The organism is Corynebacterium sp. HMSC075D04, from assembly GCF_001815635.1.
Taxonomy (GTDB): Bacteria; Actinomycetota; Actinomycetes; order Mycobacteriales; family Mycobacteriaceae; genus Corynebacterium; species Corynebacterium coyleae.
In genome coordinates, this window is the sequence record NZ_KV821369.1 from 26,886 (window position 1) to 38,159 (window position 11,274).

At 62.1% G+C, this 11,274-nt stretch carries 14 protein-coding genes; 5 read left to right on the forward strand and 9 right to left on the reverse strand.

Going from position 1 to position 11,274, the window contains the following annotated elements; all coding sequences use genetic code 11:
* Window positions 1-193 precede the first annotated feature (193 nt).
* From pepT to HMPREF3048_RS10935, 3 genes are all read right to left on the reverse strand, one after another.
* Complete coding sequence (gene pepT, locus HMPREF3048_RS10925) at window positions 194-1,423, reverse strand: peptidase T (RefSeq protein ID WP_070772283.1); 1,230 nt, start codon at window positions 1,421-1,423, stop codon at window positions 194-196.
* 17 nt (window positions 1,424-1,440) lie between these two features.
* Entirely contained in the window at window positions 1,441-1,884 is a 444-nt protein-coding gene (locus HMPREF3048_RS10930; protein WP_070772285.1) for a DUF2871 domain-containing protein, read from the reverse strand.
* Window positions 1,885-1,972: 88 nt separating this feature from the next.
* A complete protein-coding gene (locus tag HMPREF3048_RS10935) occupies window positions 1,973-2,158 on the reverse strand; it encodes a hypothetical protein (protein WP_070772287.1) in 186 nt (61 codons plus the stop codon).
* Between the two features lie 115 nt (window positions 2,159-2,273).
* Here HMPREF3048_RS10935 and HMPREF3048_RS10940 point away from each other — a divergent pair, with 115 nt between their 5' ends.
* Entirely contained in the window at window positions 2,274-3,776 is a 1,503-nt protein-coding gene (locus HMPREF3048_RS10940) for an SLC13 family permease (protein ID WP_070772289.1), read from the forward strand.
* A gap of 10 nt (window positions 3,777-3,786) precedes the next feature.
* On the opposite strand, the gene HMPREF3048_RS10945 is transcribed toward HMPREF3048_RS10940, so the two are convergent.
* On the reverse strand, window positions 3,787-4,182 hold the full coding sequence (locus tag HMPREF3048_RS10945; protein ID WP_083316882.1) for a hypothetical protein: 396 nt from the start codon (window positions 4,180-4,182) through the stop codon (window positions 3,787-3,789).
* A gap of 27 nt (window positions 4,183-4,209) precedes the next feature.
* On the opposite strand from HMPREF3048_RS10945, the gene HMPREF3048_RS10950 reads away from it, so the two are divergent.
* On the forward strand, window positions 4,210-5,316 hold the full coding sequence (locus tag HMPREF3048_RS10950) for a YihY/virulence factor BrkB family protein (RefSeq protein ID WP_070772292.1): 1,107 nt from the start codon (window positions 4,210-4,212) through the stop codon (window positions 5,314-5,316).
* Between the two features lie 9 nt (window positions 5,317-5,325).
* Here the strand turns inward: HMPREF3048_RS10950 and HMPREF3048_RS10955 are convergent, their stop codons facing one another.
* A complete protein-coding gene (locus HMPREF3048_RS10955; RefSeq protein ID WP_070772294.1) occupies window positions 5,326-6,957 on the reverse strand; it encodes a peptide chain release factor 3 in 1,632 nt (543 codons plus the stop codon).
* A 47-nt stretch (window positions 6,958-7,004) separates the two neighbouring features.
* On the opposite strand from HMPREF3048_RS10955, the gene HMPREF3048_RS10960 reads away from it, so the two are divergent.
* Window positions 7,005-7,544 carry an NADPH-dependent FMN reductase gene (locus HMPREF3048_RS10960; protein ID WP_070421246.1) on the forward strand — a complete coding sequence of 180 codons (540 nt, stop codon included), beginning with the start codon at window positions 7,005-7,007 and terminating at the stop codon, window positions 7,542-7,544.
* On the opposite strand, the gene pth (HMPREF3048_RS10965) is transcribed toward HMPREF3048_RS10960, so the two are convergent.
* Complete coding sequence (pth, locus tag HMPREF3048_RS10965) at window positions 7,528-8,058, reverse strand: aminoacyl-tRNA hydrolase (RefSeq protein ID WP_070451130.1); 531 nt, start codon at window positions 8,056-8,058, stop codon at window positions 7,528-7,530. The two genes, HMPREF3048_RS10960 and pth (HMPREF3048_RS10965), sit on opposite strands and share 17 nt — an antisense overlap.
* On the opposite strand from pth (HMPREF3048_RS10965), the gene HMPREF3048_RS10970 reads away from it, so the two are divergent.
* Together HMPREF3048_RS10970 and HMPREF3048_RS10975 are read left to right on the forward strand one after the other, a co-directional pair.
* Window positions 8,057-8,941 (forward strand): NAD(P)H-dependent flavin oxidoreductase, encoded by an 885-nt coding sequence (locus HMPREF3048_RS10970; protein WP_070772295.1) that lies wholly within the window; start codon window positions 8,057-8,059, stop codon window positions 8,939-8,941. The genes pth (HMPREF3048_RS10965) and HMPREF3048_RS10970 overlap by 2 nt on opposite strands.
* Before the next feature lie 23 nt (window positions 8,942-8,964).
* Window positions 8,965-9,294, forward strand: coding sequence for a hypothetical protein (locus HMPREF3048_RS10975; protein ID WP_070772297.1), 330 nt, complete (start codon window positions 8,965-8,967; stop codon window positions 9,292-9,294).
* On the opposite strand, the gene HMPREF3048_RS10980 is transcribed toward HMPREF3048_RS10975, so the two are convergent.
* Genes HMPREF3048_RS10980 through pth (HMPREF3048_RS10990) form a run of 3 tightly spaced genes read right to left on the reverse strand, consistent with a single transcriptional unit; the run spans window position 9,291 to window position 11,212 of the window.
* Window positions 9,291-9,851 carry a DUF6891 domain-containing protein gene (locus HMPREF3048_RS10980; protein WP_246818901.1) on the reverse strand — a complete coding sequence of 187 codons (561 nt, stop codon included), beginning with the start codon at window positions 9,849-9,851 and terminating at the stop codon, window positions 9,291-9,293. The two genes, HMPREF3048_RS10975 and HMPREF3048_RS10980, sit on opposite strands and share 4 nt — an antisense overlap.
* 10 nt (window positions 9,852-9,861) lie before the next feature.
* The gene (locus HMPREF3048_RS10985; RefSeq protein ID WP_070614925.1) at window positions 9,862-10,662 is read right to left on the reverse strand and encodes a fumarylacetoacetate hydrolase family protein; all 801 of its coding nucleotides are present in this window, start codon (window positions 10,660-10,662) and stop codon (window positions 9,862-9,864) included.
* Window positions 10,663-10,666: 4 nt separating this feature from the next.
* Window positions 10,667-11,212, reverse strand: a complete 546-nt coding sequence (gene pth / locus HMPREF3048_RS10990) for an aminoacyl-tRNA hydrolase (protein ID WP_246818902.1) — start codon at window positions 11,210-11,212, stop codon at window positions 10,667-10,669.
* Window positions 11,213-11,274 lie beyond the last annotated feature (62 nt).

Consider the following 11,274-nt stretch of genomic DNA (forward strand, 5'->3'; position numbering starts at 1 on the left):
CTTCCGCGTATCGACGAGCCTAAACCACAACCGGCCCCAACACCAGAGCCGGGATGCACAATATATTGTGCATCTCGTAGGGAACCGAGCAACGCAGCAGTAATTGTGGCCGAAAACGCCACACGCGCGAGGAACTTGACACTGAGCTCATGCACAAGACGAGCACCAGCATCAAGCGTGCTTAGTGAGCCGGTTACTCGCCACGCATCAGGGCGAGGGTGAGTTCATAGCAGCGCTCGAGGGAAGGCACCGGCAGAAACTCGTAGATCGAGTGGAAGTTGTGCGCGCCGGTGAAATAGTTCGGGGTGTAGACACCCTGGTTGGACAGCCATGACCCGTCGGTGCCGCCGCGCATATCGATCTCTTTGATCTCGATGCCGAGGCGGCGCATCGTAGCGTGCAGTCGCTCGGAGCCGACGGAATTTTCGGGGGTCTTCGCGTCGGAGATGTTCGCGTAGACATCTTCGATGTCGCAGGTGATGGTGGCGCGGGGGTGTGCTGCGGCAAGGTCGCTGGCAAGCGCGCGTAGACGCTGCTTCTTTTCCTCGTAGCCTTCGCGGTCATGATCGCGGATGCTCAACTGCATGGTGCAGGTGGACTGGTTGCCGTCGATGTGGTTGAGCCAGATAAAGCCCTCACGCCCCTCGGTGTGCTCGGGCGTTTCCTGCGCGTCGAGCTGGTTGGCAAACTCCATTGCCAGTGTGATCGGGTTGACCAGGTTGCCCTTCGCGTTCATCGGGTGGGCGCTGACGCCGGCGATGGTAATGGTGGCGGTGGCGGCGTTGAACGTGGTCTCTACAACCTCGCCGAGCTCGCCGCCGTCGACGGTGTAGGCGTAATCGACAGGGAAGCGGTCAAAATCGATCGTGCGTACACCGCGCAGGCCGATCTCCTCGTCCGGCACGAACGCGATGTAAATGTCGCCGTGTGGGGTCTGACCGCCGAGCTCGGTGACCGCCTCCATGATCGCGGTCACGCCGGCCTTGTCGTCGGCGCCAAGCACGCTCGTGCCGTCCGTGTGGACGATCGGCTGGCCCTCGTACGCTGCAAGTTCCGGGTGGTCGGTGGCGCGCAGCCAGAGGTCGCGCTCGGCGTTGAGGCAAATATCCCCGCCTTCGTAATGGGTTAGCTGCGGATTGACCGTGGGGGAGAGGTTTACATCCACCGTGTCCAGGTGGGAGCAGAAGCCGATCGCGGGGCCGTCGCCGGTGCCGGAGATCTTCGCGGTGACCACGCACGTGTCGGACAAGTGGACGTCGGTGGCCCCGGCGGTGGAGAGCTCGTCGACAAGCAAACGCGCAAACGTCCATTGGCTTTCGGTGGACGGGACTGTAGTGGCGCGAGCGTCGGATTGGCTTTCCGTGCGGACGTAGCGGAAGAAACGGTCGGTGAGGCGTTGCTGAATCGGCGTGAGAGTGTTCATGCCGCGAGGGTAGCGCGTTAGTTTGCCAGCGCTGCCTCAGAGGTTCGGGTAGGGCTATCGATGGCGCGACCCAGCAGCACCACGAAGATGACCAACGCGATGGTGAGCATGATGTGGCCCAAACCTGCGATGCCAGAGATCGCCGCGCCCGACTCCTTGCCCAGCACTGTCATCGAGCCGTGCAGGATCAGCATGGACACGGTGGTGAGCAAACCCGCGTTGTAGAGCCAGAAGAAGATATTGAAAAGCTTCTTATTGCGCGAGAAAGCGAAGACCTTTTCTAGGGCGAGGAAGATGAGGAACATCATGAAGCCCAGGGCCAAAAGGTGGGTGTGGGTAACGCTGAGCTGGGTGAACTGGCCTTCTGGGAAGTTGTTGGCGCGGGTGAACTCGCGGTAGAACACGCCCGAGATCAGGCCGAAGGCGAGGTAGAAGATTGCGGCTCTGTAGAGGGCCTTCATGGGAAAAACTCCTTTTAGCAACAAAGTGTTGTGAACTTTGTCTACATTTGTACCAGAGAAACCGGTACGGAGAAACCACAATGCGCCCCTAGAACAGGGCAGAGAAAGCCTGGATCACCGAATCCCACAACCCAATCACCGAAAAACTCAGATCCTGCAGAGAGTCCTGCCACGACCCAGGCAACCAACCATCCGCAGCGCCGGTGCTAAGTAGGTTACGGAGGTCCTGCGCTCCATGGTGCATGTTGTAAGTCAGCTGGGAACTCAAATTCATATTCACGATGCTACGCGCCCCGCTAGCTGGCCAAACAGTACAGGCATCCCATTTTGAAGCCCCCTATGGTGCGACTAACGTTTACGCAGGAACAACTACATCAAGGAGGAATACCGTGACTACGGCAGTCGCGCCCGCAGACAGCCCCGAACAGCAAGCCTCACACAAACTCAACACCGGAAAAACGATCGCGTTTTTCCTCGCTTTTGTCGCGTTGGCGGCGGTGATCCTGACCCCGATCGCAGGGCTTGCAATGCCCGCAAAGATCGCACTCGGCATGCTTGCCTTCGCCGTGATTATGTGGGTCTCGGAGGCCGTGTCCTACCCGGTCAGTGCGGTCATGATCGTCGGGCTGATCGCAATCATGCTCACGTTCGCCGTGGACCCCGAAACAGGCGAAGCGATCGGTGCCTCCAAGGGCCTGAGCATCGCCATGAGCGGCTTCTCGTCATCGGCGGTGGCGCTTGTTGCTGCGGCACTTGCGCTGGCAACCGCCATGCAGGCAACCGGCCTGCACCGTCGCCTGGCGCTGTATGTGCTGAAGTTCGCCGGCGAGAAAGTTTCCAACATTGTCATCGGAGCGATTGTTATCTCGATCATCCTGGCGTTCTTTGTCCCGTCCGCAACCGCACGCGCCGGCGCCGTCGTGCCGATTCTCATGGGCATGGTGGCCGCCTTCGGTCTGGCCAAGGAATCCAAGCTCGCCGCGCTGCTCGTGATTACGGCAACCCAGGCGGTGTCCATCTGGAACGTCGGCATCAAGACCGCTGCGGCGCAAAACCTCGTGGCTGTCGGCTTCATCGAAGACCAAATGGGCCAGACCGTCTCCTGGGGCCAGTGGTTCATCTGGGCCGCACCGTGGTCGATCCTGATGTCCATCGCCCTGTACTTCATCATGCGTGCCGCCATTAAGCCTGAGGTGGAGTCGATTGATGGGGGACGTGAGCTCGTCGAAAAGCAGCTCGCGGAAATGGGACCCATGACCGGCGCTGAGAAGCGCCTCACCGCCATCGCAATGTTGCTGCTGTTCTTCTGGGCCACCGAAGGCGTGCTGCACCCGATTTCCTCCGCAACCATCACCATCGTCGCCGTCGGCTTCATGCTTATGCCGGTCATCGGCGTCATGGACTGGAAGTACGCCCAGCAGCAGATCAACTGGGGCACCCTCGTCGTGTTCGCCGCCGGCATCTCCCTGGGCAAGTTCCTGCTGGACACTGGCGCTGCAACCTGGCTGTCTGAGGCAACCTTCGGCGCTATCGGCCTATCTTCCATGCCGATCCTCGCCGCAATCGCCCTGGTGTCGCTGTTTAACATCCTGATCCACCTGGGCTTCGCCTCCGCGACCTCGCTTGCCTCCGCGCTGATCCCTGTGTTCATCGCCCTTGCAGCCACCCTGGACGTACCCAACGGCGGCATCGGGTTCGTGATCATCCAGCAGTTCGTCATCTGCTTCGGCTTCCTGCTGCCGGTCTCCGCACCACAAAACATGCTGGCCTACGGCACCGGCGCGTTTACCTCCAAGCAGTTCCTGCGCACCGGTATCCCACTGACCATCGTGGCCTACCTGCTCATCCTGCTGCTGTCCGCCACCTACTGGAACTGGATCGGACTGGTTTAGTCACGCCGTATTACTCCAGGATAAGGCCCAGGTGCAGCGTCGAAAGTTCGTGCTCGCCTGGGCCTTTTGCTAACCCCGCAAACTCGGCGGCGGTCTCACGTGTGACGGGGATGATCCAGCCGTACTTCGGATCCAGCACAGGCTCGGACCTGCGGTCTACCGGCACGAACGTGACGGAGCGTTCGTTGGGGGAGGTGAGTTGCACGGCGTCGTCGATACGCGAAAGCTCCTCGAGTGCCCTCGCTGAGGTGGTCACGATGATGATCTTCTCGTTGGTATCGGGCACAAGCCGCGCCGTGTGTACGTGCAGCGTATCGACGACCACCGGCACCACCCGCCCCGGCAACTCCACCAGCCGAGGCTGGTTCAACCCGAAAAGTTCACGCGCGCGGTCGATGATTCCCATGACAAGGGAGTGTATAAGGTGACCAGTATGTCTGAATCGCACCGCGTCGACATGGTGATGTCGTACGGCACCGGCGACCTCGTCGTCACACCCCACGACTACGAAACACCCCTACGCCGCGGCAACCGCCTCACACGCGCCGGATGGAAATCCATCTTCCGCCGCGTGGTCACAGACTTTTCCAACGACGCCATGGTGGACCGTGCCGCAACGCTGACCTATTACACCCTGCTGTCGGTCGCGCCGATGCTGCTCGCCGCATACTCCATCTTCAGCCTGCTCATGCCGCGTGGCGACGACATGGCCGACTCAATCATCGCCGACCTCGTCGCCCAATACGTACCGGTGCAACTGCAATCAGAAGCCCTGCGTCTCCTGACAGTCATCGTGGCCACCCCAGCAGAAAGCACCATCGCCCTGGCAGTGTCAGTGGTGATTTCGCTCCTGTCAGCATCCGCGTACGTGCGATCCTTCTCCCGCAACGCCAACCTCATCTACGGACGCACCGAAGGCCGCCCTATGGCGGTGACCTGGGTAACCATGTGGCTGGTCACAGTAGTCATGGTCGTCGGTGCGGTGGTGATCATTTTGGGCGCGTTGCTGACGGACTCCATCGTCAACGCCGTGTTCGGGCCGATCGCCCGGCCGCTGCAACTGGAGGAGGAGCTGCACTACCTCACCGCAATCTTCCTGCCCGTCTGGGACTACCTGCGCGGCCCTGTCATCGCGGTGGTCTCAATCGCGCTCGTCTCCGTGCTCTACTACTTCGCCCCCAACGTCAAACCCGGCAAATTCCGCCTGCTCACCCTCGGATCCGCAAGCGCGCTCCTCGTCATCGGTGCGCTATGGATCGGGTTTTCCTGGTACCTCAAACTCGTCGGCATACGCAGCACCTACGGCGCATTCGGCACCGTCCTGGCGGTACTCGCCCTGATCTGGTTGATGAACATCGTGCTGCTCGAAGGCGTAAAAATCGACGCCGAAGTCCTACGCGCCAAAGAACTCCAACACGGCATGGACTCACGCCGCCACATCCAGGCACCACCACGCTCCAACAGTGGGGCGGCGTGGCGGCTGCAGACCCGCCGGTGGACCGACCGCATCGCCGACGACATCCTGGACCAGCGCGAATAACCGGCGCGACTAGTCGGCGATGAGCGGCTCGATCGTCAGATCCGGGTGCTCCTTCTCCACGAAGGCGAGCTTCCACTTGTCGCCGAACAGCGCGATGAGCTCGCCGTCGGTGCGGGTGAAAATCTCGACGCCGCGCTGGCGGCCCAGCTCGGGCGCGGACTCGGCGTCGGTGCGCCGGGCCACCGAGTAGGGGATCGGCTCGGTGACCGTTTCCACGTTGTACTCGTTTTCCATGCGAGCCTGCATGACCTCGAACTGCATGGGGCCGACGGCGGCCATGACCGGGGCGGCGTCGCCACGCGTGTCGTTGCGCAAGATCTGCACGACGCCCTCGGCATCCAACTGCTCAAGCGCCTTGCGGAACTGCTTGTACTTACCCAGCGACTTCGCACGCAGCGTCCGGAAGTGCTCCGGAGCGAACTGCGGCATCGGCGGGAACTGGACCTTCTTACCGGCGTAGATCGTGTCGCCCGGCGCCAGCGCACCCGCGTTGACCAGGCCGATGATGTCGCCTGGGTATGCAGTTTCCACGGTGTCGCGGTTGCGGCCGAAGACGGTCAGGGCGTACTTCGTGGAGAAGCTGCGGCCGGACTGGGCGTGCGTGACCTGCATGCCACGGTCGAACTCACCGGAGACCACGCGCATAAACGCCAGCGTATCGCGGTGGTTCTTATCCATGCCTGCCTGGACCTTGAACACCACGCCCGAGAAATCGTCGCCGATTTCGCGCTCAGTATCCATCGCGGTCGTGGAGGCTTCCACCGCCTTCGGGTCAGAGGCGCGGCCCTCGGGTGCCGGCGCGATTGCGCACAGCGTGTCCAGGATCTGGTGCACGCCGAAGTTCAGCATCGCCGAGGCGAAAATGATGGGGGAGGTGATGCACTGTTCGAAGAGCTGCTGGTCGTGGACGGCGCCGTCGGCAAGTAAAAGCTCCGCTTCTTCGAGCGCGGTGTCCCACGCGTCGCCTTCCTTCGCGGCGGCCTCGTCGGCGGAGTAGTGCTCCTCTGGCGCAATCGTCGAACCGCCGGCTGTGCGGGTGAAGTGTACGTACCCGTCGATCTCGCCATCGGAGGAGACGTGCGCGAGCCCGCGGAAGTCACCCGCTTCGCCTACCGGCCAGTACAGAGGGGTGGGTTGGAGGTCGATTTCGGTAACGATTTCGTCGACAAGTTCAAGCGGCTCACGACCCACGCGGTCCCACTTGTTAATCACCGTGACAATCGGCAGACCGCGCGCCTTGCACACGCGAAACAGTTTCAGGGTTTGCGGCTCGAGGCCCTTCGCCGCGTCGATCAGCATCACCGCAGCGTCGACGGCGGAAAGCACACGGTAGGTGTCCTCCGAAAAGTCCGCGTGGCCCGGGGTGTCGACGAGGTTGACCACATACGGCTCGCCCTCGTGGCCCTCCGGCGCGTACTCGAACTGCAGCGCCGACGATGCGACGGAAATGCCGCGCTCCTTTTCCATCTCCATCCAGTCCGACACCGTCGACTTGCGGTTGCCCTTACCGTGCACCGCGCCAGCTTCCGAAATCACATGCGCATGCAGCGCCAGCGCCTCCGTCAACGTGGACTTACCCGCATCCGGGTGGGCGATAACAGCGAACGTGCGGCGGCGGGCGGCCTCGGAAACAGTGCTCATGGGGCGCTAGCTTATCGACGACCCACCCACCGAGTACAGTCGCGTACATGACAACAATTGGCGTAATTCTAGGATCCATCCGTCAAGGCCGCGTCGGCGAAGGTGTCGCCCACTGGGTACGCGACACCGGCAACGCCCGCGACAGCGTCGAGTACCGACTCCTCGACCTCGCAGAGTTCAACGTCCCGGCGCTCACCGCCGCCACCGTGCCGGGCGCCGCCAACAAACAATACGAGCACGACGCCGTCACCGCCTGGTCAAACGCCATCGACGCCTGCGACGGCTTCGTCTTCGTCACCCCCGAGTACAACCACTCCATCCCCGGCACCATGAAAAACGCCTTCGACTCACTCGCCTCCGAGTGGGCAGGCAAGCCGGTCGCGTTCGTCGGCTACAGCGGCACCGGCGCGATTCGTGCGATTGAGCACTGGCGTCAGATCGTCGCGAATTTCTCCATGTTTGATATCCGCAACCAGGTGGGCATCAACATCTTCGGCACCGACCTCGAGGAAGAAAAGGCCGCCAACACCGACGCGCTGGGCACTGTGCTTGCCGACCTAGAGCAGGCAATTAGCGCGCGTGGATAACGTTCTGCGCCTTCGCTAACCCCTCGGCGACGACCAGGCGAGCCGCCTCCGCCGCGGTTGCGATGTCCTCGTCGCCGGAAATATCACTGAGCACCCAATCCGGCACGGCCGTACCCTTTGGCGGCCGGCCAATACCGATGCGCACGCGGACGTAATCGCGCGTCCCCAGGTGCTCCGTAATCGACTTCAGACCGTTATGGCCGTTTTCGTTCCCGCCCAACTTCACGCGGACTTTGCCGGCTGGGAGATCGAGCTCGTCGTGAAGCACAATGATCCGCTCCGGCGGAATGTTGAACTTCCGGACAAGGGGAGCGACCGCCTCACCCGACAGATTCATATACGTCTGCGGCTTGCAACGCGCCACACCGTCGATCTTCGGCAACTCGTCGAGCGCCAAAAAGCCCACATTGTGCTTCGTGCGCGCATACTCCGCACCCGGGTTACCCAGCCCCACAACCAGCCAATCGGCCTTGGGGCGCCTGAAAAAACCAAACACGTGCCACACTGTACCCATGGAATTTCCACGCGTGATCGCAGCACCCATGGCCGGCGGACCATCCACACCCGAACTCGTCAATGCGGTGACGTTCGGATTCATCGCGCTCGGCACCTGCAGCGTTTCCCAGGCACGCTCATGGCTTGTGGCGTGCGAAGCACCGTTCGGCGCGAACCTCTTCGTGCCACAACCCGAGCCATTGCCTGACGACGTCCACCGCACCGCCCACCACCTCCAACAGGCAGTTCCGGCGCTCGAATCCGACTACGCCGAAAAGTTCGCCGCCGTGCTGGAGGCCGCACCCGCCGTTGTGTCCTCGACGTTCGGCTGCTTCACCGAAACCGAGATCGCACAACTGCATGCGGTCGGCTCGGAAGCCTGGGCGACAGTAACCAACGAGGCCGAACTGCGCGAAGCCCAAGCCAGGGGAGTCGATGGCGTGATCATCCAGGGCCCACGCGCCGGTGGCCACCGCGGCACCTGGAGCCAACACGACGACCCTGACCAGCGCTCATTGCCGGAGTTGCTCGCAGATCTGCGGCCCCTCGCCACCGTTCCCGTAATCGCCGCCGGCGGCGTCCGCAATGCCGAAGACGTCGCCGCGATCGACATGCCCGTCGCCTGCGGCACAGCATTCCTACTCGCCGACGAAGCCGGCACCAGTCAACGCAACCGGGAACTCCTGCGCACCGACACACCCGCCGTGGTCTCCCGCGCCTTCTCCGGACGGTGGGCGAGCGGTGTGGAAACAGATTTCACGCGGGAAAATCCTGACCTGCCGCCGACCTACCCGTATTTACGGCCGATGACCAGGGATAACGACTACTGCCTCGTCGGCGCCGATCGGGGAGCATTGATGGCTGCACCGGCTGCCGAGATCGAGCGGATGCTAACGCCCTAGACAGCTGTTGCGATGAGAGAGGTATGAAGCTTTCCAAGATCGCAATTGCCACCGCAACGACCGGCGCGCTCGCACTGGGCGCGCTCGCCCCGGCAGCCAGCGCGGCACCGGCGGCTCCGGCCGCGACTGCCAACACTGACCGTGCCTACAGCGGCAGCGCCTGGGGGCTTTACAACTTCCTTGTCACCAACATCATCAACGGCGCCGAGCAACTCAACGGTGGCGCGAACAAGAGCGGGACGGAGAAAGCTCCTGGGGTGATGCTGAGCTCCGCACCGTTTCTCCTTCTGCTGTTCCCGCTGCAGTTAATCGCAGAAGCAGAAGTTCGCCTGCTCGATCAGCTCGGCTTCTAATCCGCGAGCGGGAGCTCGACAACGAGCCCCTCACACGCCACACGCTCGGTAGGTTTGCCGCCCCACATCGGGGTCAGGCCAACACCGCGAAGCGCTTCCACGAGCGATTCGGCCGCCTCAACGGAGCTAAACCCGAAGTAGAGCTCGCCGGTGTGGATGACTCGATCCACGTCCTGGTTCGTGCAGTACACATAGCCGCTGCGGCCATCATTTTCTGCCTGTTCGGCGGCTTCCTCGGCGCAGTCGCTTTGAGTAAGCCCCTCGTCGAACGAGAACGCGAGGTTGCGCTCAGCCAGAGCGTCGCGGAGCGTATCGAGGCGCTGCGCGTCCTCGGAAGCTTTGGGGATGAGGTTGGCGTACTCGGCGCGGATGTCGTCGATAAGCACATCGAGCCCTGGGACCGGATCGCCGCCGTTATCGTCCTCAAAAAACGCCTCGATCTCGCCGGTACTCCACCCATGGCACAGCATGAGCGAGATGTCGCCCTCGCGTGACTGCGATTCGTAGAGGTTATCTGACGGCGGATACTTGCTGGTCAACATCGCGTGCTGGCTCATGGGCACGAGGCTAGCAAGAAATCACGCGGGTCGTGTTCTCGATCGCACCAAGGCCCTCGATCTCAACACGCACCGTGTCGCCATTTTTCAGGTAGCGCTTCGGATCACGCGCGTGGCCAACACCGTCCGGAGTGCCAGTTGCGATCACGTCACCAGGCTCCAGCGGATACAGATGCGAGATGAACTCGATGAGTTTCGCGGGGGTAAACACGAGGTCGTCGGTACGCGAATGCTGCATCACCTCACCATTAACCGTCGTCGTAATCGCGGGACCCGGCTGCCACTGCGTATCCAGCCACGGGCCGAACCCCGCCGTCTTTTCCAACGACTTGCCCTGGTGCCACTGCTGCGTGCGCTTCTGATACGTGCGCTGCGTGTAGTCGTTGATCACGCTGTAGCCAGCAATGTAATCCGCACCGTTGGACACATGGCGCGCCCGCTTACCGACGACCACCGCCAACTCACCCTCAAAATCCAACGACTCCGCGTTGAAGTCCGGCACCTCAGCGTCGTCATACGGCCCAACGAGCGCCTCCGGGAACTTAATGAACAGCGTCGGCACATCCGGCTGATCATGCCCCATCTCCGCGATGTGCTTCGCGTAATTCAGCCCCACACAGATGATCTTGCCGGGACGAGGAATCACCGGCGCGAAATCAGCGGGGGAGAAGGTGAACTCCTCGCCCTCCTCGAAATTTCCCGCGTGCAAAAGCGCGCCGATGTCGGGAGCGTTGAGTTTGACGGCGCGGGTGTCGTCGATAAGCCGTGCCGCGGTGGTGGTGTTTCCGGTCCTGATCGTCGCAAGTTTCATGCGGCTAGCCTAACGCGCGCAGAATCTCATCCGCCGCGTCCGCGGCCGCAATTGCGAGATCAACCTGCTCCTTCGCGCTGAATGGTTTCAGCACATAATCCGCCGGCGCCATCCGTCCGGGCGGGCGACCGATGCCGACGGCGACCTTGTTGTACGGCTTGTTCAGCGCCTTGGTCACCGACTTCAGCCCGTTATGGCCGTGATCGCCACCGCCGAGACGGATCTTCACCTCGCCGAGGTCCAGATCGAGCTCGTCGTGAATCACATACACGTCTTCCGGCTTCACGCCGAAATAATCTGCGAGCGCCTTCACCGGCCCGCCCGAAACATTCATGAAACTGCGCGTGCGCGCAACGATCACACGGTCCTTGGCCAGGCGTCCCGCCGCCAACTCCGCCACCTCGGTGTTAGTGCGCTTGTGTGCCGACAAGGTTGCGGGCATCGGGGTGGCGCGCTCCAAAAGCTCATTGACGACGACCACACCCGCGTTATGCCGCGTATTTTCATACTGAGGGCCAGGATTCCCAAGACCAACGATCAGAACAGTCACGACGCACATAGTACTTCTCACCAGGGGATTGTGGAATTTGGTGTTGGAGTTATCCACATTTT

Bases quoted from the DNA above. Each gene is read 5' to 3' on its own strand.
- pepT (WP_070772283.1), bottom strand. From the start codon at position 1,423: ATGAACACTCTCACGCCGATTCAGCAACGCCTCACCGACCGTTTCTTC.
- HMPREF3048_RS10930 (WP_070772285.1), bottom strand. From the start codon at position 1,884: ATGAAGGCCCTCTACAGAGCCGCAATCTTCTACCTCGCCTTCGGCCTG.
- HMPREF3048_RS10935 (WP_070772287.1), bottom strand. From the start codon at position 2,158: ATGAATTTGAGTTCCCAGCTGACTTACAACATGCACCATGGAGCGCAG.
- HMPREF3048_RS10945 (WP_083316882.1), bottom strand. From the start codon at position 4,182: ATGGGAATCATCGACCGCGCGCGTGAACTTTTCGGGTTGAACCAGCCT.
- HMPREF3048_RS10950 (WP_070772292.1), top strand. From the start codon at position 4,210: ATGTCTGAATCGCACCGCGTCGACATGGTGATGTCGTACGGCACCGGC.
- HMPREF3048_RS10955 (WP_070772294.1), bottom strand. From the start codon at position 6,957: ATGAGCACTGTTTCCGAGGCCGCCCGCCGCCGCACGTTCGCTGTTATC.
- HMPREF3048_RS10960 (WP_070421246.1), top strand. From the start codon at position 7,005: ATGACAACAATTGGCGTAATTCTAGGATCCATCCGTCAAGGCCGCGTC.
- HMPREF3048_RS10970 (WP_070772295.1), top strand. From the start codon at position 8,057: ATGGAATTTCCACGCGTGATCGCAGCACCCATGGCCGGCGGACCATCC.
- pth (WP_070451130.1), bottom strand. From the start codon at position 8,058: ATGGGTACAGTGTGGCACGTGTTTGGTTTTTTCAGGCGCCCCAAGGCC.
- HMPREF3048_RS10975 (WP_070772297.1), top strand. From the start codon at position 8,965: ATGAAGCTTTCCAAGATCGCAATTGCCACCGCAACGACCGGCGCGCTC.
- HMPREF3048_RS10980 (WP_246818901.1), bottom strand. From the start codon at position 9,851: ATGAGCCAGCACGCGATGTTGACCAGCAAGTATCCGCCGTCAGATAAC.
- HMPREF3048_RS10985 (WP_070614925.1), bottom strand. From the start codon at position 10,662: ATGAAACTTGCGACGATCAGGACCGGAAACACCACCACCGCGGCACGG.